The organism is Bradyrhizobium sp. ma5 (assembly GCF_042258955.1).
Classification (GTDB): domain Bacteria; phylum Pseudomonadota; class Alphaproteobacteria; order Rhizobiales; family Xanthobacteraceae; genus Bradyrhizobium.
On sequence record NZ_CP170156.1, the window covers coordinates 8,426,762 to 8,446,488 of the forward strand.

Consider the following 19,727-nt stretch of genomic DNA (forward strand, 5'->3'; position numbering starts at 1 on the left):
CGCTGGTTGTGCGGCGATACCCAACAGGTGATCTGCACGATGGAAACGCTCCCCGACGTCCCGCTCCCCTCCACCATCCGCTCGCGTTATGTCGACGGGATCAATGGCCTGCGCATGCATGTGCTCGAAGCAGGCTTCGAAACATCCGGCCGGCCCTGCCTGTTGCTGCTGCACGGCTTCCCGGAGCTGGCGTTTTCCTGGCGCAAGGTGATGCCGAAGCTCGCCGCGGCCGGCTATCACGTGATCGCGCCGGACCAGCGCGGCTATGGCCGCACGACCGGCTGGAGCGCGGATTATGACGGCGACCTGACGGCGTTTCGCCTGCCCAATCTGGTGCGCGATGCGCTCGGGCTGGTCGCGGCGTTCGGCCACAAGCACGTCGATGCCGTGATCGGGCATGATTTCGGCTCGTCGGTTGCGGCATGGTGTGCGCTGATCCGCCCCGACGTGTTCCGCGCGGTCGTGATGATGAGCGCGCCGTTCTCGGGGCCGCCGTCGTTGCCGTTCAACATTGCCAATGAACCGGGGAAGCCCGCGAGCGAAGACCCCGTGCATCGCGAGCTGGCGGCGCTGCCGCGGCCGCGCAAGCATTATCAATGGTACTATTCGACGTATCAGGCCAATGCCGACATGCATCGCGCGCCACAGGGCGTGCATGACTTCCTGCGCGCCTATTATCATCACAAGAGCGCGGACTGGAAAGACAACAAGCCGTATCCGCTGCAATCCTGGTCGGCGGGCGAGCTGGCCAAACTGCCGACCTACTATGTGATGGATCTCGCCAAGGACATGGCCGCGACGGTCGCCGAGGAGATGCCGTCGCGCGAGGCGATCGCCGCCAACAATTGGCTGCCCGACCGCGAGCTGACCTTTTACAGCGCGGAGTATCAGCGCACGGGATTCCAGGGCGGGCTGCAATGGTACCGCTGCGGCACATCAGGCGCGTTCACGGCGGAATTGCAGACCTGGAGCGGCCGCAGCATCGACCAGCCGTCCGCGTTCATCTCGGGCAAGCAGGATTGGGGCACCTATCAGCGGCCCGGCGTGTTCGAGACGATGCAGACCAAGGCCTGTACCAAAATGATCGGCTGTCATCTGGTCGACGGCGCCGGCCACTGGGTGCAGCAGGAGCGGCCGGAGGAAGTCAGCCGGCTGCTGCTTCAGTTCCTCGCGCGTGCATCGCGATAGGACATTGTCCTGGAAATATCCGGGAACATTCCGTGGAACCTGGCGTTGCGGTCAGTCGGCTGTGCGTCCGGCGACTGATCATGAGGAGAGACCATGGAAAAGAAGATCGCCGGACTGTTGGGAGCCGTCGCATCGCTTGGCGCGTTCGGCGCCGCCCAAGCCGCGCCGGCGCCGGCAGACGTGCTGCAGGCGAATTCCTACGCCGAGCTGCTGCAGCCGATCGCGGACGCCTCGACGAAGCTGCAGGCACTCGACGAGTCTGCGCCGCCGCAGGCCCGCGACGACGTGCAGCTGGCGCAGTTCTATCATCACCATCATCATCACCACCATCACCATCATCACGGCTACTATCGCCGCTATGAAGGCCCCGTGGTCGTGGTGCCGCGTGATCGGCGCTACTATCGTCATCATCATCATCACCATCACCATCACAGCTTCTACCGGCGCGACTACTGAGCGGCGGCAGTCTGGTGATGCGACAGCGGGGCCCTCGGGCCCCGTTCTTCTTTGCCGACCATGATGCGACGCCGCCTCAGTCCTGGCGCGCCTTCTCCTTCGCGGCGCGGTGGAGATGGCGGTAGGTGCCGTCGAACACCGTGTCGGTCGACGAGGTCCACTTGGTGCCGGCGGCGAGTTTCGGCCGGCTGTTGTAGATGCGGCGCGCCTGCAGTTCGCGCTCGGCAGCTTCCTCCTCGCCCATCGGCTCGAGCTGAAAGTTCGCCTCCTCCGGGATCACGATGATCTGCGCGAACGGCTCGTTCGGCCGGAAGATGTGCGTGCGCCCCTCGGCCGGCGCCTTGAACACGCAGAAGAACATCATCGGCCACCAGTTGCGGATCAGCGCCGGGACGGCGATCGGCACGCTGTCGGTGCGGTCGGTATAGAATCGCGGATGCGGCTCGGTGCGGACCGCCATGCCCTGTTCGACCTTGAGGTCGAGCAGGATCTGGTAGGTGTAAAACGTGGTACCGAAATTGCGGAATGGCGGCCACTGCAAGCCGCTGTCCGGCGGTTCGCCCCAATCCGCATCGAGGTGCAGCTGGCCATCCCGCGTGGTGACGTGCAGCTCGAAGTCATAGGGGTAGAACAACTCGATGCCGTATTGCGCGCCCTCCGAGAACGGCACGCAATGCCAGACCTGCTCGCGTGAGCGATCGGCGCGCGGCTCGCGCTGACCCGCCCAGCCCGGGATCTCGAGTTTGGTCCGCCGCGGCGCCAGGCGCGCGTCGTTTAGTCGATATTTGACCCTGTCCATGAATCCCCCTCCTGCCCCCTCGTGAGCCACAGGAACTCGTGCGGGCGCGGCCCGGTTCCCTTCATCGTGATCACGAACAGGACCATGGCGCGGCTTTGACGATTGACCGCGGCGCTGCCCACTAATATTAGAATTATTCTAATTCTAAACTAAGTAAACAGGGCGTTGCCGTGAAGAATTTCGCCGATTTGACCGAGCGCGAGGTGCTGGCGGTCGCGATTGCCTCCGAGGAGGAGGACAGCCGCATCTACATGTCCTTCGCCGAGGACCTCACCGAACGCTATCCGGATACCGCAAAGATCTTCGAGGAGATGGCGGAGGAAGAGCGCGGCCATCGCCACCGGCTGCTCGAAACCTATGAGCAACGCTTCGGCCCGCATCTGCCGCCGATCCGGCGCGAGGACGTCAAAGGCTTTCTGCGCCGCCGTCCGATCTGGCTGACCAAGAACCTGCCGCTCGACACCATCCGCAAGGAAGTCGAGACCATGGAACTGGAGGCCGAGCGCTTCTATGCCCGGGCCGCCGAGAAGGCCGAGGATGTCGGCGTGCGGCGGCTGCTCGGCGATCTCGCCGAAGAGGAGAAGGGCCACGAGAAGCTCGCGGTCCGCCTGACCGGCGAGATCCTCAAGCCCGATGTGCGCGCTGAGGAAGACCGCACGCGGCGGCGGATGTTCGTGCTGCAATATGTCCAGCCGGGCCTCGCCGGACTGATGGACGGCTCGGTCTCGACCTTGGCGCCGCTGTTCGCCGCCGCCTTTGCCACGCATCACAATTGGCAGACGTTTCTGGTCGGCCTCGCCGCCTCGATCGGCGCCGGCATCAGCATGGGCTTTGCCGAGGCGCTGTCCGACGACGGCTCGCTGACCGGGCGCGGTTCGCCCTGGCTGCGCGGCGTCACCTGCGGATTGATGACGACGCTCGGCGGCCTCGGCCACACCATTCCCTATCTGGTGCCCGACGCCTGGCCGAACGCATTCTGGATCGCGACTGCGATCGCCGGGATCGTGGTGTTCTTCGAGTTGTGGGCGATCGCCTTCATCCGCTCGCGCTACATGGACACGCCGTTCCTCCAGGCGGTGTTCCAGATCGTGCTGGGCGGCGCGATCGTGCTCGCGGTCGGCATCCTGATCGGCGCGGCGTAGCAATTCCGATCAAACACGGCAGCGGTGCCGCGGCTACAGCGATGTCGTGACGGCCCACACGCTGCATTGATCGCGCGGCGCTTGCGGGCGGCAGCCAAACTGCCCATCATCGCGCCAACACCAGAACCGGGAGCACGCCGTGGCCAAATCGCAATACAGTTTCAAGACCGCCGTCGAACTGTCGAAAGCCCTGCGCGACAAGCAGGTCTCCGCCGTCGAGCTCGCAGAAGACGCGATCGGCCGCATCGAGCGTCACGACGGCAAGGTCAACGCGGTATGCGTGCGCGACTTCGAGCGCGGCCTCGCTGCGGCCCGCGCCGCCGACGCGGCCATTGCGCGCGGCGAGCACAAGCCGCTGCTCGGCATTCCCATGACGGTGAAGGAATCCTTCAACGTCGCCGGATTGCCGACCACCTGGGGCTTCCCGCCGCAAAAGGATTTCGTGCCGGCTGAGGACGCGCTCTCGATCCAACGGGTGAAGGATGCCGGCGGCGTCATCCTCGGCAAGACCAACGTGCCGGTCGCCCTCGCCGACTGGCAGAGCTACAACGAGATCTACGGCACCACCAACAACCCTTACGACCTCGGCCGCACGCCGGGCGGCTCGTCCGGCGGATCGTCGGCCGCGCTCGCCGCGGGCTACGGCGCACTATCGCTCGGCTCCGACATCGGCGGTTCACTGCGCGTGCCGGGATTCCACTGCGGCATCTATGCGCACAAGCCGACCTTCGCGCTGCTGCCGTCGCGCGGCCACACCCCGCCGCCGCTGCCGCCGCTGCCGTTCGATCGCGACCTTTCCGTGATCGGACCGATGGCGCGCGGCGCGGCCGACCTCGCACTCGTGCTCGACGTGATGGCCGGCCCCGATCCGCTCGAAGCCGGCAAGGCCTACCGGCTGGACCTGCCGGTGGCGCGGCACACCGCCTTGAAGGATTTCCGCATCCTCGTGATCGACAGCGACCCGGTGATGCCGACCGACAAGGTGATCCGCGGAACCATCGACAAGCTCGCCAGTAACCTCGACAAAGCCGGCGCGAAAGTGTCTCGCTCGAGCCCGCTGCTGCCGGACTTCGCCGCGTCGTCCCGGCTTTACATGCGGATCCTGCTGTCGTTCCTGGCGGCGACCTTCCCGCCGGAGGTCTATGCCGGTGCCTGCGCGGCAGCAGCTGCGCTGCCGGCCAGCGACACCAGCCTGCAAGCCGAGCGGCTGCGCGGCATCGCGCTCAGCCACCGCGACTGGGTGATCGCCGACGGCGGCCGCGCACGGCTGCGCGCACAATGGCGCGAGCTTTTCAAATCGTTCGACGCCGTGATCTGCCCGATCATGCCGACGCCGGCCTATCCGCACGATCATTCGCCCGACCAGGAGCGGCGGCGAATACTGATCGACGGTGAGCCGCACGTCTACACCGACCAGCTCGCCTGGCCCGGCATCGCGACGCTGCCCGGCCTGCCCTCGACCGCGATCCCGACCGGCTTTGCGCCCGACGGATTGCCGGTCGGCGTGCAGATCGTCGGTCCCATGCTGGAAGACCGCACGCCGCTCAAGCTCGCCGAGCTGATCGAGCGCGAGTTCGGCGGCTTCGTGCCGCCGAAAATGTTCGATGATTGATGCGGTCATTGCAGAGCGACGACGGGCACACCTAACCTATCACCGTCACCCTGAGGAGCGCGCCCTTGCGCGCGTCTCGAAGGGTCGACGGCCCGACTGTGGCCGTGCATCCTTCGAGGCTCGCAAGAGCTCGCACCTCCAGCGACAAAGGCAAAGCCTTTGCGCGGGGATGACGGTATCGAGAGCGCGGCAATGACGAACAATAGCCACAGGGAGGAGCAAAATGAGCAAGGACCTCGACGAGCTGACGAAGCTCAACAACGACTACGTCGACTCGGTTCAGAATTGCGACGTCAAGCGCTTCGATGAAATCCTGGCGCAGGATTTCTACTGCACCAATCCGGACAAGAGCCTGGTCGACCGCGCCGCCTTCCTGAAGCAGACGGCAATCCCGGTGAAGATCAAGGGGTTGAAGGCCGAGGACGTCAAAATCCGCATCCTCGGCGATTTCGCCATCATCCACGCCCAGACCAGCTACACCGGCGCGGACGGCCAGCCTACGCACGGCCGCTACACCGATTGCTGGGCGCGGCAGAACGGCAAATGGCTCGCGGTGTCCGCGCACGTCGCGCGGTGAGGGCAACGTTCGCAGCGTCACCCTCCGCTGTCATGCCCCGCTTCACGCGGGGCATCCAGTACTCCGCGGCAGCAGTTGATTCACACGACTTCTGCGGCGGCGTACTGGGTCGCCCGGACGAGCCGGGCGACGACGACTGAGGCTAGTTGTCGAACATGATCACGCTGCGCAGCGTCTTGCCGGCCTTCATGTTGGCAAAGCCTTCGTTGATCTCGGAGAGCTTCAGCTTGGCCGAGATCCAGTCCTCGAGATGCAGCTTGCCGCGCATGTAGAAGTCGACGAGGCGCGGCATGTCGACGCGGAAGTGGTTCGACCCCATGGATGAACCTTGAATGCGACGCTCGCGCAAAAAGTCAAAACCGTGCAGCTCGATCTTCTGGCCGAACGGGATCATGCCGACGATGGTCGCGGTGCCGCCCGCCGCCAGCATGGCGAAGGCCTGCTCCGCGGTCTCCTTGCGGCCAAGCACCTCGAAGGAGTGATGCACGCCGCCGCCGGTGAGCTCGCGCACCTGCTGCACCACGTCGCCGCGCGCGGGGTCGACGATGTCGGTGGCCCCGAGCTTTGTCGCAAGCTGCAGCTTCGCCGGATTGGTGTCGATCGCGATGATGCGGCCGGCGCCGGCGATCTGCGCGCCGTTGATCGCGGCCATGCCAACGCCGCCGCAGCCGATCACGGCCACGGTCTCGCCGGCGGTCACCTTCGCGGTGTTGACCACGGCGCCATAGCCGGTGATGACGCCGCAGCCGATCAGCGCGGCGAGATCGAGCGGCATCTCCTTCTTGATCTTCACGATCGCGTTCTCGTGCACCAGCATCTGCTCGGCGAAGGACGACAGATTGAGGAACTGGTTGAGCTTCTCCTTCCGGCCCCACGACAGGCGGTTGGAGGCGCCGGGCAGCATCTTCACCGTGGTGTCGGTGCACAGCACGGTGCGGCCGGTGGTGCAATTGTCGCAGGTGCCGCAGAACACCGACAGACAGGTGACGACGTGATCGCCCGGCTTCACGTAATTGACGTCGGATCCGACCTTCTCGACGACGCCGGCCGATTCGTGGCCGAGCACCGCCGGCAGCGGATGCGGATAGAGGCCTTCCATGAAATGCAGGTCGGAGTGGCAGAGGCCCGCGACCGCGGTGCGGATCAAGACCTCGCGCGGCCCCGGATTGGGTACGCTGACATCCTCGATCACCAGCGGCTGATTGACTTCATGCAGGACGGCGGCCTTCATCGGGGTCTCCCTTGGCGTTTCTGTTTTGATTAAGCGTTGCGCTCGCGCGGCAGACTACGCTGCTGGTAGCAATTCGCCAACCTCGGCCATGCCGACGGCGCGATCGCCGAGCAGGTGCTCGGTCATCCTGCGCTGAACGGTATTTTCCGCAAGCCGGAACGGATCGCCCGGCATCACGCGGTGATCGATCACCATCCGCGACAGCAGCAGCCGGCGCGCATCGCCGCGCATCTCGTGGATGCGTCCGCCCTCCCATGCCAGCGCCACCGCGCTCGCGACATGATAAAGCAGGCTGGTGGCGCGCCGCGCATCGCCCTCATTGTCGATACGGCTCGCGACTTCGCGCGCAAAGGCGATCGCACGGTCGCTGAGATCGCGCAGCCGGTTGCGCCAGGCCTGCGGCACGTTCGGGCTGTCATCGAGCCGCGCATGCAGATCGGCGGCGAGCGCATTGTCGGCGCCATGGCGTCCGACCGCGCGCTTCAGCGCATCGATCGCGACGATGTTTCCGGTGCCCTCCCAGATCGAGCCGAGATGCGCATCGCGCAGCAGCCGCGGCGTGACGAATTCCTCGATGTAGCCGATGCCGCCGCGCATCTCCATCGCATCACCGCAGACCTTGCGGGCGTCGCGGGTGGCGCGGAATTTCAGGGTCGGCGTCAGGATGCGAAGCAATGCCGCGGCATCCTGGCTGCCGGCCTCGGCGCGGTCGAGCGCATCGGCGGTGAGGAAGCTCATCGACAGCGCCTGCTCGGTCGGCAGCATGATCTTCATCAGTTGGCGCCGTGCCAGCGGCAGATCGATGATCCGTTGGCCGAACACCGCGCGGCCCTTCGCGACCGTGATCGCGTCGTGCCAGGCACGGCGCATCAGCGCAGTCGACTTCACGCCGTTGGAGAGCCGCGACGAATTCACCATCTCGGCCATCTGCACGAAGCCGCGGTCGAGCTTGCCGACGGCATACGCGATCGCGCCGTCGAGCTTGATCTCGCCCGAGGCCATCGAGCGGGTGCCGAGCTTGTCCTTCAGGCGCACGATCCGGTAATGGTTCTGCAAGCCGTCGTCGAGGAAGCGCGGCATCAGGAACAGGCCGACGCCTTTGGTGCCCGGCCCTGCGCCCTCGGGGCGCGCCAGCAGCATCACCACCTTGGCGTCGGCGTTCGAGCAGAACCACTTCTCGCCATAGAGCCGCCAGTGGTCGCCCTCCTGCACGGCGCGCGTGGTCAGCGTGCCGACGTCGGAGCCGCCCTCCTTCTCGGTCATGAACTGGCCGCCCTGCGTCAGCTTGCTCATGTCGGTTTGGGTCAGGCCGTCGAGATATTTCGCCTTCAGCGCCTCACTGCCGAAATTCGCCAATAGCTTGGCGCAACCATCGGTGACGTTGATCGGGCAACCCATGCCGAATTCGGTCTGGTTGAACAGGAAGGTGAAGGCGTGTTTGGCCACCACAGGATATTTGTCGGGCCAGCCCATGATGCCCTTGCGGATCGACAGCGCGTGAATGCCGAACTCGCCGAAGGCCGCCTCCTCGATCTCGCGATAGGCCGGATGATATTCGATTGTTTGCACGTCGCGGCCGAACTTGTCGCGCTGGTGCAGCACCGGCGTATGCCGGTCGGCGAGCCGCGCGCATTCGTCAAGGTAGCCGCCGGCCAATCCACCGAGCCGGTCAAGATGCGGCTCGATGTGGCGGAACAACGCCTCCGGCAGATGCAGTTTGAGAAGATCGGTCAGCGCGGGATCGGCCCGGTAGAAATTCATTCCCGTCGTATCGGGCGCCAACAGGCCCGGCTGGCTGGCGGACGACGTTTTCGGATCCTGCTTGTGCGGCTGCATTGAATTCCCGGCTGCGGTGCTCATTTGTTTGGGCACGACTATCCTCCTCCGGCCTCGCAAAGGAAAGCCCAATGGATATTCCGAAGTACAAGATCGCCCTGATCGTCGGCGCCGGCGAGGGCCTCAGCGCCTCGCTGACGCGGCTATTTTCGCGGGAGGGAATTCGCGTGGCGCTGGGCGCGCGCAGCATCGAGAAACTTGGTGCGTTGTGCAACGAGACCGGCGCGCGCGCCTATGCCTGCGATGCCACCAAGGCCGAGGATGTCGAACGTCTGTTCGGCCTGGTCGAACGCGAGATCGGAACACCTGATCTCGTGGTCTATAACGCCTCGGGCCGCTCGCGCGGACCCTTCGTTGAACTCGTCCCTTCCGAGGTCGAGCAGGCGATCGCGATCTCGGCGTTCGGCGGCTTCCTGGTGGCGCAGGAGGCGGCGAAGCGCATGCTGCCTAACAAGAAGGGCGCGATCCTGTTCACCGGCGCCTCCGCCAGCGTCAAGGGTTACGCGCAATCGGCGCCGTTCGCGATGGGCAAGTTCGCATTGCGCGGGCTAGCGCAGAGCATGGCGCGCGAATTGTCGCCGCAGGGCATCCATGTCGCGCATTTCGTGATCGACGGCGGCATCCGCAGCGCCGCGCGCACCGAGCCCGCCGACCGCCCGGATTCGATGCTCGATCCCGACGCGATCGCATTGAGCTACTGGAACGTGCTGCAACAGCCACGCAGCGCCTGGACCTGGGAGCTGGAATTGCGGCCCTGGGTTGAGAAGTTTTGAGATGACGGAGATCATGCAAGCGGCGTAGGCTCTATGCCAACCGCCGCCACGCCCGTCATTGCGAGCGGAGCGAAGCAATCCGTGCCTCGTCTTGGGGAAAGATGGATTGCTTCGTCGCTTCGCTCCTCGCAATGACGAAGGATACAGGGAAGAAACCATGACCGCTGAAATCAAGATCGAGACCGGCACCGACGAACTGCTCTGCGTGATCCGCGACCGCGTCGCCGTTATCACGCTGAACCGCCCGGACGCCCGCAACTCGCTGTCGGACACGCTGACGCCGGCGCTGCGCACGATGATCCGGACCTGCGGCGAGAACCCCGAGGTCGGCGTGCTGCTCGTCACCGGCGCCGGCAAGGCGTTCTGCGCCGGCGGCAACGTCAAGGGCATGGGCGCCAATCGCGACCCGAAGAAGCTCGAAATGTCCTATGAGGACAAGGTCGCCGACCTGCAGGAGCGCCAGCGCCTGCTCACCGGTGCGCTCGCCTCGGTGCGCAAGCCGACCATTGCAGCACTTCCCGGCCCGGCGGTCGGCGCCGGCCTTGCGATCGCGATGGCCTGCGACATCAGGATCGCGGCGCAATCCGCCTTCATCTCGACCGGCTATCTGCGGGTGGGGCTGAGCGGCGACTACGGCATGGCCTGGCTGCTGACGCGCCTGGTCGGCACCTCGCGCGCCCGCGAGCTGATGTTCACCTCCGAGAAGGTCGATGCCGCGAGGTGCGAGCAGATCGGCCTCGTCAACCGCGTGGTGCCGGACGAGACGCTGCAGGACGAGGCGTTCGCGCTGGCGAAGTCGATGGCCGAAGGCCCGACGCTGGCGCTGCGCTACATGAAGGACAACCTCGACGAGGCGCTGCAATTCGACTTCGCCACCGCGCGCGACCACGAGGCCGAGCGGCTGATCCGCCTGACCACGACGGCCGATCACAAGGAGGCGGTGCAGGCCTTCATCGAGAAGCGCAAGCCGGTGTTCCGGGGCAACTAAGCCTCCGCTTGCGCGGCCGTCATTGCCGGGCTTGATCCGGCAATCCATCGCACGACAAACGCTTTCTGTGGATGGATGCGCGGGTCATGCCCGCACATGACGAGCAAGAATCGTGGCAAGAGCACGTAGCCCGGATGGAGCGCAGCGAAATCCGGGACAGGCTTGTCCGCTGTGAGAGCGATCCCGGATTGCGCTCCGCTTCATCGAGCTACGGGTCGGCGCAATCAAAAAGAAAAGGGCCCGGTTCTGGAGGGGCCAGAACCGGGCCTAGTCAGTCAAACCGCAAGCGAGGACATCACGGCCGAGCGGGAAGTGGCGGCGAGCCGCCAGCTGGCACAGGGAATGTCTTGCGGTTCGACGTGGATCTCTTTCGCAAAGCGCACCAGCTTCCAGTCGCCGGGGCTTGCAGTGAAGGCATAGTCGGACTTGCGGGCGAGGCCGATCATCGTGGCGTTCGACCGCAGCGTGTCGCCGAAAATGCGCTCGGCTCCGAAAGACGCCGCGCGGCATTCGAGATTCTTCAACAGCGCCTTGCCAATGCCGTGGCCCTGCCACCGGTCATCGATCGACAGGCCAAACTCGACGCTCGACGTATCGGCATGGAAGGCATAGCGGGCTTCGCCGACGATGGTTTCAAAACCATCGACCAGCATCGTCGCGACCACCGTGAACCGGTCAGCCTCACCGACATGAATGAAACGCTCGAGCTCCATCTTCGGCAACTCGCTGAGTGCACCCAGGAAGCGGTTGTAACGGGACCCGGCGGAGAGCGAGCGGATGTAATTCTGCAGCTCTTCACGATCGCGCGGCTCGACGAAGCGCACCTTGATCTCGCTGCCGTTCTTGGCGCGCAGCACATCAGAGTATTGCTTGAGATCGTCGAGATGCAGCGCAGTCATGACACGCTCCTCGGGTGAAGAATTGGCCGGCGCCCCTCGATCGAGGCGGCGCCGGCGATGGCGTCCTTCTCAGGCCCGCCAGAACGGCTTGTCGGTCTCGAAAACGATGTCGCTGCGGGACATGCCGATGTCGTGCAGGTCGCGCTCGGTCCACTGCGACAGCTCGCGGCGGCGCTCATAGCGATCCCACCAGACGTGCAGTGTCTCGCCGACCTGGTTCAACAGGCCTGGCGTATGATGATTTGTCATCGATTCATGGGTGAAAATGGACATTTGCGGCTCCTATCGGTAACCTGTTGGCGCTAATATCGGAGCTATTCGGCCTGTTCACAAACGACACTTTGTACCGCTTCGCATGAATTAAAGTCATGCATTGGAGACCATCCCGACATGACCAGCCGCCTGCCTTCGTTGAACGGGCTCAGGGCATTCGAGGCCGCTGCGCGGCACATGAGCTTCACGGTCGCGGCGTCCGAATTGAACGTGACGCAGACCGCGATCAGCCATCAGATCCGGCGCCTCGAGGAAGAACTCGGCGTTCGTCTGTTCGTCCGCCAGAACCGCTCGTTGAGCCTGACGCCGGAGGCCGCCGAATACCTTCCCGGCGTCCGCGCCGCCTTCAATGACCTCAGGCTCGCGACCGATCGCCTGCTGCGCCGGGACGACGATCACGTGCTCACCGTCTCGACGCTGGCATCGCTCGCCGCCAAATGGCTGCTGCCGCGGCTGTCGGCATTCCAGGAGGCGCATTCCGGCATCGACGTCCGCATCACCACCTCCACCAGCCTGGTCGACTTCCAGCGCGACAAGGTCGATGCGGCGATCCGCTACGGCCGCGGACAATGGGCCGGTCTGCGCTCGGACTGGCTGATGGCGGACGAGCTATTTCCGGTGTGCAGTCCGTCGCTGCTGGATGGAACCAGACCGCTGAAATGCCCCGAAGACCTCAGGGACCATGTGCTGCTGCACACCAGCAACGCCAACAGCGACGACTGGCGGCTGTGGCTGACCGCAGCTGGCCTTGCGACCGACATCTCGAAGCAGCCGGGGGTAACCTTCGACCTGCTGTTCGTGACGATCCAGGCCGCGATCGACGGCATCGGTATCGCGATGGGCCGTACCTCCTATGTGCAGGACGACATCGCCAAGGGCCGCCTCGTGGTTCCCTTCAAGATCGCGCTGCCGGCCGATGCCGGCTTCTACCTGGTCACGCCGCAGGGACGCGCCGATTCACCGAAGCTCTCTGCATTCCGCTCCTGGCTCGGCGCCGCGGCGCATACGACGCCCTGATGCGGCGCACGCGGCGCTGAAGCTGCGTGCGCAAGCGCTCCGAGATTTCCACCTACGGCTTTTTTCCCATAGCGGCGGCGTGATTTCGGGTTGGTCGCGCCGGACAGCCGTGCCAAATTGCCGCATATGGCAGTTAACTGCCTTGGCCGGCGAGACAATTTGCGCCGGCCTTTGTGTCACGGGGAGGAATGGGCGTTATGTCGCAGTCGAGTTCATCGCAAGCACCGCAAATCAAGTCGCGTCTCGGCGCCATCCTGCGTGCGACCAGCGGCAACTTCCTCGAGCAATTCGACTTCTTTCTGTTCGGCTTCTATGCGCAGGACATCGCGAAAGCATTCTTCCCCGCCCAGAACGAGACCGCGGCGCTGCTCAATGCATATGGCGTTTTCTGGCTTGGCGCGCTGATGCGTCCTGTGGGCGCGGTCGTGCTCGGCTCCTACATCGATCGCATCGGCCGCCGCCAGGGCCTGATCGTGACGCTCGCGCTGATGGCGCTTGGCACGGTGGTGATCGCCTTCTGCCCGTCCTACGCATCGATCGGCATTGCCGCAACGATCATCGTGCTGATTGGCCGGCTGATCCAGGGCTTCTCCGCCGGCGTCGAACTGGGCGGCGTCTCCGTTTATCTCTCCGAGATCGCAACGCCCGGCAACCGCGGCTTCTACACCTCGTTCCAATCCTCCAGCCAGCAGGTCGCCATCTTCGTCGCAGCCGTGATCGGCTTCGTCCTGAGAGAGGTGATCCCGGGCGACACTTTCCTGGATGCGATCGGCGGCGGCGTCGCCAAATGGCGCATCCCGTTCTTCATTGGATGCCTCATCATCCCCGTGATCTTCATGCTGCGGCGTTCGCTCGAGGAAACGCCGGCCTTCCTGGCCATGAAGAAGCATCCGACGCCAAGCGAAGTGTTCGCCTCGGCGCTGGAGAACTGGCGCATCGTCATCCTGGGCATGATGATCGCGGTCCTGACCACCACGACGTTCTATTTCATCACCGTGTATGCGCCCGGCTTCGGCAAGGAGCTGCACCTTTCGGCCTCCGGGACGCTGCTGGTGACCCTGCTCGTTGCGGTGACGAATTTCATCTGGAATCCGGTCGGCGGCGCGCTGTCGGATCGAATCGGCCGCAAGCCGGTGCTGATCGCGATCGCGAGCCTGTCGTTCGTGACCGCCTACCCGGCACTGTCGTGGCTCGCACATGAGCCCACGCTCGGAAAACTGCTGGCCGTGCAGATGATGTTCTCGTTCTACTTTGGCGTCTACAGCGGCACGATGCTGGGATGCCTGGTCGAGATCGTGCCGGCGCATGTCCGCACCACCTGCTTCTCGATCGCGTTCGCGTTGGCGGCGGGCATATTCGGCACGTCGACTCCCTTCGTCGCGACCAAGCTGATCGCCATGACCGGGCAGGACAAGGCCTCGCCGGCCTACTGGCTGATGTTCGGCGCTGTTCTCGGCATCATCGCGGCGCTGATCGTTTACCGTGGCGGCCAGACCATCGAGCAGCGCGAGACGGTTGCGGCCTGATTCTGTGCATGCAATTGGGGCAGGCCGATCGCCTGCCCCGACATGTTGCTTTCCATGCCAACAACGATAACAAGAGCGCATGGTTGATCTGACGCGCAGGTTCGACGTGCTGGTGATCGGCGGCGGCAACGCCGCCCTTTGCGCTGCGATCAGCGCACGGCGCGCCGGCGCCTCCGTGCTGGTGCTGGAGGGCGCCCCGAAATTCTACCGCGGCGGCAACACCCGCCACACCCGCAACATGCGCTGCGCCCATGACGCGGCGACCGAGATCCTCACCGGCCCCTACACCGAGGAGGAGTTCTGGAAGGATTTGCTGCTGGTGACCGGCGGCCAGACCGACGAGGAACTGGCCCGCTTCATGATCCACGAGTCCAAGGACATATTGAACTGGATCGTCGAACAGGGCGTGCGCTGGCAGCCCTCGCTCGGCGGCACGCTCAGCCTTGGCCGCACCAACTCGTTCTTCCTCGGCGGCGGCCGCGCGATGCTGAACGCACTCTATCGCACCGCCGAGGAGCTCGGCGTCGACGTCCTCTACGATGCCGAGGTGATCGATCTCGTGATCGAGGACGGCATGTTCCTGTCGGCGCAGCTGAAGCAGCCGGTCGGCGGCAAGACCGAGGTGCGCGCCTCGACGCTGGTCGCGGCGGCCGGCGGCTTCGAGGCCAATATCGAATGGCTGAAGCAATATTGGGGCGAGGCCGCCGACAATTTCCTGATCCGCGGCACACCCTATAATCGCGGCGCGATCCTCAAGATGCTGCTCGCCAAGGGCGTGCAGGAGATCGGCGATCCCACGCAATGCCATGCGGTGGCGATCGATGCGCGTGCGCCGAAATTCGACGGCGGCATCATCACCCGCCACGACTCGGTCGTGTTCGGCATCGTCGTCAACAAGCATGCCGAGCGCTTCTACGACGAGGGCGAAGACATCTGGCCTAAGCGCTACGCGATCTGGGGCCGCCTGGTCGCCGCCCAGCCGGACCAGATCGCCTACATCATATTCGATTCCACCGTCGTGACGAGCTTCATGCCGACGCTGTTTCCGCCGATCTCGGGCGCGACGATTGCCGAGCTCGCGGGCAAGCTCGAGCTCGACGCTACAGCGCTGGAAAAGACCATCACCGACTTCAACGCCGCGGTGCAGCCCGGGACGTTCGATCACACCATCCTCGACAACTGCCGTACCGAAGGCATCACGCCGGCGAAGACGCATTGGGCGCGCAGGATCGAGACGCCGCCCTATCTCGCCTATCCGGTGCGGCCTGGCATCACCTTCACCTATCTCGGCACCCGCGTGAACAAGCAGTCGCGGATGCTGATGAAGGATGGCAAGCCGTCGGCCAACATGTTCGCCGCTGGCGAGATCATGGCCGGCAACGTGCTCGGCAAGGGCTACGCCGCCGGCATCGGCATGACCATCGGCAGCGTGTTCGGCCGCGTCGCCGGACGGGAAGCGGCGAAGAATGCGCGGAACTGAGGACAAGGCTGGCGCGATGCACGGGACGAGGATCTTGCAGGAAGCCGACCGTCTGATGACGGTGTGCAATTCCTGCCGTTATTGCGAGGGCCTGTGCGCGGTGTTTCCCGCGATGGAGATGCGGCGCGCCTTCTCCGACGGAGATCTCAACTATCTCGCCAACCTCTGCCACGCCTGCGGCGCCTGCTACACCGACTGCCAGTTCTCGCCGCCGCACGAGTTCAACGTCAACGTCCCGAAGACGCTGGCGGTGGCGCGCGCGGAATCCTACGCCGCCTATGCCTGGCCGCGGGCCTTCTCCGGCGCGTTCGCGCGCAACGGCCTCGTCGTCAGCCTGATCGCGGCGCTCAGCGTCGCCGCCTTCATCTTCGGCTTCGCCGCGATCAACGACCGCGGCGTGCTCACCGGCATCCACACCGGGCCCGGCGCATTCTACAAACTGATGCCGCACAATGCGATGGCGCTGCTGTTCGGCGCCGCATTGCTCTACGCGATCCTCGCGCTGGTGATGGGCGTGCGGGCGTTCTGGCGCGATATCGGCGAGCCCGTCGGCATGAAGACCGACGCAAGATCGCTGCTGCAGGCGGTCCGTGACGCCGGCGAGCTGCGCTATCTCGACGGCGGCGGCGTCGGCTGCTTCAACGAGGACGACCAACCGACCGACCGTCGCAGGCTGTATCACCACTTCACCTTCTACGGCTTCGCCCTGTGCTTCGCCGCCACCTGCGTCGGCACGCTGTACCACTACCTGCTGGCGCGCGAGGCGCCCTATGCGTGGTGGGACCTGCCGGTGGTGCTCGGCACGCTCGGCGGCATCGGCCTCGTGGTCGGCCCGATCGGGCTGCTCAGCGAGAAATGGAAACGCGACCGCGTGCTGGTCGACGCGGAGCAGATGGGCATGGACACCGCATTCATCCTGATGCTGTTCCTGACCAGCATCACCGGCCTTGCCTTGCTGCTCTGGCGCGAAAGCGCCGCAATGGGCCCGCTGCTTGCGCTGCATCTCGGCGTGGTGTTCGCGCTGTTCATCACCATGCCCTACGGAAAGTTCGTGCACGGCATCTACCGCTTCGTCGCGCTGGTGCGCTACGCGCGGGAACGCCAGGTGATGCAAGGCAAGGCGGAGTAAGTTCCAACCGCCGTCATTCCGGGGCGCGAAGCGAACCCGGAATCCATCGGGCGGGAGAACAAGCGGTGGAATGGATTCCGGGCTCGCCGCTTCGCGACGCCCCGGAATGACAACTGGAATAACGGGTGGTCAGAGATCCACCACGACGTAGTCGCTTTCGACTGCGACCTTGATGGTCTCGGCGACGTACGGCCCCTTCACCACATTGGTGCCCGGCTCGACGCTGACCGGATAGGCGCGCACGCGGAAGCGGCGCGGGTCGCAATAGGACTGGCCGGTGCGGATATCGAACTCCCAGCCGTGCCAGGGACAGCGCAGGATCTCACCGAGCTTGGTGTATTCGATCTCGCCGGGATCCGACGATGACGCGAGCCCAATCAGCGGCCCCTCGCACAGCGCCGCCCCTTGATGCGGGCAGCGGTTCAACAGGCCGAAGAACTCGCCCTTGACGTTGAAGACGGCGATCGGCCGTCCGTCGATCTCGAGGAATTTTCGCGACCCCGGCGGCAGTTCGTCCACCGGGGCAATCACATGACGCGCCATCTAGTTGTTCTCACGCATGATCTGATTCGGAAAACCGGTTCCCACTTTTCCGGATCATGCGATACCGTACAGCTGCTTCGCATTGTCGAGATAGAACGCCTGGCGGTTGGCGTCGCTGACGCCGGCCGGCAGGACCCGTGACGGCTCGTCGTAATCCCAATGCGGGTAGTCGGTCGCGAACAGCAGCTTGTCCCAGCCGATCCACTCGATGGTCTGGAATAGATGGTCGCGGCTCTCCGGATCTTCCATCGGCTGCGTCGTCCACCAGATGTGATCGCGGATATATTCGGACGGCTTGCGCTTCAGATGCGGCACCTCGGCGTGCAGCCGCGCAAACACCTTGTCGAGCCGCCACGCCAGCGACGGCGCCCAGCCGAACCCGGCCTCGACCATCACCATCTTCAGTTTCGGGAAGCGTTCGAATACGCCCTCGAGCACGAGGCTTGCCAGCGCGGTCTGCTGACATTGCGAATGCCCGACCATCTCCTCGATGTAATAGCTCGGCCAGCCCGAGGCAGTGATCGGGTTGCCGCCGAAGCCGAAGGCGTGCACGCCGATCGGCAGACCCACCTCCTGCGCCGCCTCATAGATCGGCCAGTAACGGCGCTGGCCGAGCGGCTCGACATTGCGGCTCAGCAGCAGCACCTGGACGAAATTCTTGTCGCCTGCACGCCTGCGGATTTCGGCCGCGGCCGACACGCCGTCTTCATTGGCGACGACGACGGAGCCCTTGAGGCGCGAATCCTTGCTGGTCCATTTCTCGATCTGCCAGTCGTTGACCGCCGCGCAGATCGCGCCGGCGAGATCTTGGTTGCGGATGCCCTGCCCGGTGTTGAGCGGGTTGAGCACGCCGAGTGCGACATTGTTGGGATCGAGATGCTGCTTCTGCATGAAGGACAGCGACGAGCCCTGCGGTCCGCCTTCCGGCGGATAGGCATCGCGGCGCGAGGCATTGGGCTGCGCCTTCGGATAGGGCGGCCCCTCCATCATGCCCTGATAGGGATGGACGCCGAAGGTCTCGAGATGGCTGTGCCAGCGCTTGGCCAGATAAGGATGCAGCTCGTCCTTGGTCGCGCGTGCCGGATGGATGTCGCAATCGGCGATCGCGGTCTTGACGCTGGTCGACGCGGCCCCGTCGGGACGTTCCCGAATCTGGATGTTCATCGCACCGTCTCCTTCACCTGCAAGCGCGGATAGGTCGCATGCGGATTGTCGATCATGATCTTGCGGACCAGATCCTGCGACAACCCCTTCGGCAGCACCTCGTCGCCATCGAACTGCCAATGCGGGTAGTCGGTCGAGAATAGGATCAATTCGTCCGACTGCATATGGTCGAACAGCCGGTTCAAGGTGTCGCCGTCTGGCGGCGCGTCGACCGGCTGCAGCGAGAAACGGATGTTGCTACGCACAATCTCCAGCGGCGCGCGGTCGACCCACGGTGTTTCCATACGCACGCCGCGCCAGAACTTGTGCAGCCGCCACAGGAACGGCGGCAGCCAGGTGAAGCCGGACTCCAGCATCACCATCTTCAGATTCGGATGGCGCGCGAACACGCCCTCGACGATCAGGCTGGTGAGCTGGGTCTGGAACGCCTGCGCCTGCGCGACATAATCCTCGATGTGATAGGAGCCCCAGCCGACCGAGGTCGGCGGGTTGTGATAGGCGCTGCCGGCATGGATGCCGATCGGCAGGCCGAGCCGTTCGGCCGCGGCGTAGATCGGCCAGTAGTGACGCTTGCCGAGCGGCATGTCGCCCATCACGAGCATCAGCACCTGCACGAAGCGCCTGTCCTGCGCGCAGCGCTCGATTTCGGCGACCGCCTTCTCGATGCTCTGAACGGGGATCACGATCGAACCGCGCAGGCGATCGTCCTTGTCGAGCCAGTCCTTGACCAGCCAATCGTTCAGCGCGCGGCAGAAGGCATCGGCCATGTCCTCGGAGAACACCATCTGCACGCCATAGAGCGGATTGCAGATGCCGGTGGCCGTGCCGAAGCGGTCGAGCGCCTGGCGCTGCATGTCGGCAAGGCTCGATCCCGGCTTGCCCTGCGCGGGACGCCAGTCCGGCCGCGATGAGATCGGCGAGTTGGTCGGATAGGATTGCGAGATCAGGTCGGTCATGCCGCGGGTCGTCACCTGGTCGCGCCAGTAGTCGTTCATGTACGGCAGCAGGCTGGTGAGATGAGGCACGGCGGGATGCAGATCGCAATCCACGCCACCCGCGATCGGCGACGTCATGGTGTTTCCTCTGCGAGACGC

At 64.8% G+C, this 19,727-nt stretch carries 19 protein-coding genes; 11 read left to right on the top strand and 8 right to left on the bottom strand.

What is annotated here, in order from left to right; translation table 11 throughout:
• Window positions 1-39 precede the first annotated feature (39 nt).
• Together ACE103_RS39870 and ACE103_RS39875 are read left to right on the top strand one after the other, a co-directional pair.
• Window positions 40-1,188, top strand: coding sequence for an alpha/beta fold hydrolase (locus ACE103_RS39870; RefSeq protein WP_375777420.1), 1,149 nt, complete (start codon window positions 40-42; stop codon window positions 1,186-1,188).
• Between the two features lie 93 nt (window positions 1,189-1,281).
• On the top strand, window positions 1,282-1,644 hold the full coding sequence (locus ACE103_RS39875) for a hypothetical protein (protein ID WP_375777421.1): 363 nt from the start codon (window positions 1,282-1,284) through the stop codon (window positions 1,642-1,644).
• A gap of 76 nt (window positions 1,645-1,720) precedes the next feature.
• Here ACE103_RS39875 and ACE103_RS39880 read toward each other — a convergent pair whose 3' ends face one another.
• On the bottom strand, window positions 1,721-2,443 hold the full coding sequence (locus ACE103_RS39880) for a hypothetical protein (RefSeq protein WP_375777422.1): 723 nt from the start codon (window positions 2,441-2,443) through the stop codon (window positions 1,721-1,723).
• Window positions 2,444-2,613: 170 nt separating this feature from the next.
• Here ACE103_RS39880 and mbfA point away from each other — a divergent pair, with 170 nt between their 5' ends.
• The 3 genes from mbfA to ACE103_RS39895 all read left to right on the top strand — a co-directional run bounded on the left by mbfA (window position 2,614) and on the right by ACE103_RS39895 (window position 5,774).
• Complete coding sequence (gene mbfA / locus ACE103_RS39885) at window positions 2,614-3,585, top strand: iron exporter MbfA (RefSeq protein ID WP_375777423.1); 972 nt, start codon at window positions 2,614-2,616, stop codon at window positions 3,583-3,585.
• A 139-nt stretch (window positions 3,586-3,724) separates the two neighbouring features.
• Window positions 3,725-5,197 (top strand): amidase, encoded by a 1,473-nt coding sequence (locus ACE103_RS39890; protein WP_375777424.1) that lies wholly within the window; start codon window positions 3,725-3,727, stop codon window positions 5,195-5,197.
• A 223-nt stretch (window positions 5,198-5,420) separates the two neighbouring features.
• Complete coding sequence (locus ACE103_RS39895; protein WP_375777425.1) at window positions 5,421-5,774, top strand: nuclear transport factor 2 family protein; 354 nt, start codon at window positions 5,421-5,423, stop codon at window positions 5,772-5,774.
• 142 nt (window positions 5,775-5,916) lie between these two features.
• Here the strand turns inward: ACE103_RS39895 and ACE103_RS39900 are convergent, their stop codons facing one another.
• Both ACE103_RS39900 and ACE103_RS39905 read right to left on the bottom strand, forming a co-directional pair.
• Complete coding sequence (locus ACE103_RS39900) at window positions 5,917-7,005, bottom strand: Zn-dependent alcohol dehydrogenase (RefSeq protein WP_223966275.1); 1,089 nt, start codon at window positions 7,003-7,005, stop codon at window positions 5,917-5,919.
• A 54-nt stretch (window positions 7,006-7,059) separates the two neighbouring features.
• A complete protein-coding gene (locus tag ACE103_RS39905; protein ID WP_375781278.1) occupies window positions 7,060-8,841 on the bottom strand; it encodes an acyl-CoA dehydrogenase family protein in 1,782 nt (593 codons plus the stop codon).
• Between the two features lie 71 nt (window positions 8,842-8,912).
• Here ACE103_RS39905 and ACE103_RS39910 point away from each other — a divergent pair, with 71 nt between their 5' ends.
• Both ACE103_RS39910 and ACE103_RS39915 read left to right on the top strand, forming a co-directional pair.
• Complete coding sequence (locus tag ACE103_RS39910; RefSeq protein WP_223966273.1) at window positions 8,913-9,614, top strand: SDR family NAD(P)-dependent oxidoreductase; 702 nt, start codon at window positions 8,913-8,915, stop codon at window positions 9,612-9,614.
• 157 nt (window positions 9,615-9,771) lie between these two features.
• Entirely contained in the window at window positions 9,772-10,602 is an 831-nt protein-coding gene (locus ACE103_RS39915) for an enoyl-CoA hydratase (protein WP_223966271.1), read from the top strand.
• 275 nt (window positions 10,603-10,877) lie between these two features.
• Here ACE103_RS39915 and ACE103_RS39920 read toward each other — a convergent pair whose 3' ends face one another.
• Both ACE103_RS39920 and ACE103_RS39925 read right to left on the bottom strand, forming a co-directional pair.
• Entirely contained in the window at window positions 10,878-11,501 is a 624-nt protein-coding gene (locus ACE103_RS39920) for a GNAT family N-acetyltransferase (RefSeq protein ID WP_375777426.1), read from the bottom strand.
• Window positions 11,502-11,570: 69 nt separating this feature from the next.
• Window positions 11,571-11,774, bottom strand: a complete 204-nt coding sequence (locus tag ACE103_RS39925; RefSeq protein ID WP_207834731.1) for a DUF1127 domain-containing protein — start codon at window positions 11,772-11,774, stop codon at window positions 11,571-11,573.
• 117 nt (window positions 11,775-11,891) lie between these two features.
• Between ACE103_RS39925 and ACE103_RS39930 the strand changes: the two genes are divergently transcribed.
• The 4 genes from ACE103_RS39930 to tcuB all read left to right on the top strand — a co-directional run bounded on the left by ACE103_RS39930 (window position 11,892) and on the right by tcuB (window position 16,926).
• Complete coding sequence (locus ACE103_RS39930) at window positions 11,892-12,791, top strand: transcriptional regulator GcvA (protein WP_223966268.1); 900 nt, start codon at window positions 11,892-11,894, stop codon at window positions 12,789-12,791.
• 197 nt (window positions 12,792-12,988) lie between these two features.
• Complete coding sequence (locus tag ACE103_RS39935) at window positions 12,989-14,317, top strand: MFS transporter (protein ID WP_375777427.1); 1,329 nt, start codon at window positions 12,989-12,991, stop codon at window positions 14,315-14,317.
• A 79-nt stretch (window positions 14,318-14,396) separates the two neighbouring features.
• On the top strand, window positions 14,397-15,797 hold the full coding sequence (tcuA, locus tag ACE103_RS39940; RefSeq protein WP_375777428.1) for an FAD-dependent tricarballylate dehydrogenase TcuA: 1,401 nt from the start codon (window positions 14,397-14,399) through the stop codon (window positions 15,795-15,797).
• A gap of 16 nt (window positions 15,798-15,813) precedes the next feature.
• A complete protein-coding gene (gene tcuB, locus ACE103_RS39945; RefSeq protein WP_375781279.1) occupies window positions 15,814-16,926 on the top strand; it encodes a tricarballylate utilization 4Fe-4S protein TcuB in 1,113 nt (370 codons plus the stop codon).
• Window positions 16,927-17,055: 129 nt separating this feature from the next.
• On the opposite strand, the gene ACE103_RS39950 is transcribed toward tcuB, so the two are convergent.
• From ACE103_RS39950 to ACE103_RS39960, 3 genes are read right to left on the bottom strand one after another with little or no spacing between them, the layout of a single operon-like run.
• Window positions 17,056-17,469, bottom strand: a complete 414-nt coding sequence (locus ACE103_RS39950; RefSeq protein WP_016846808.1) for a Rieske (2Fe-2S) protein — start codon at window positions 17,467-17,469, stop codon at window positions 17,056-17,058.
• A 54-nt stretch (window positions 17,470-17,523) separates the two neighbouring features.
• Entirely contained in the window at window positions 17,524-18,633 is a 1,110-nt protein-coding gene (locus ACE103_RS39955; protein ID WP_375777429.1) for an amidohydrolase family protein, read from the bottom strand.
• Window positions 18,630-19,706, bottom strand: coding sequence for an amidohydrolase family protein (locus ACE103_RS39960; RefSeq protein ID WP_375777430.1), 1,077 nt, complete (start codon window positions 19,704-19,706; stop codon window positions 18,630-18,632). The genes ACE103_RS39955 and ACE103_RS39960 overlap by 4 nt, the downstream gene beginning before the upstream one ends.
• Window positions 19,707-19,727: the final 21 nt, after the last annotated feature.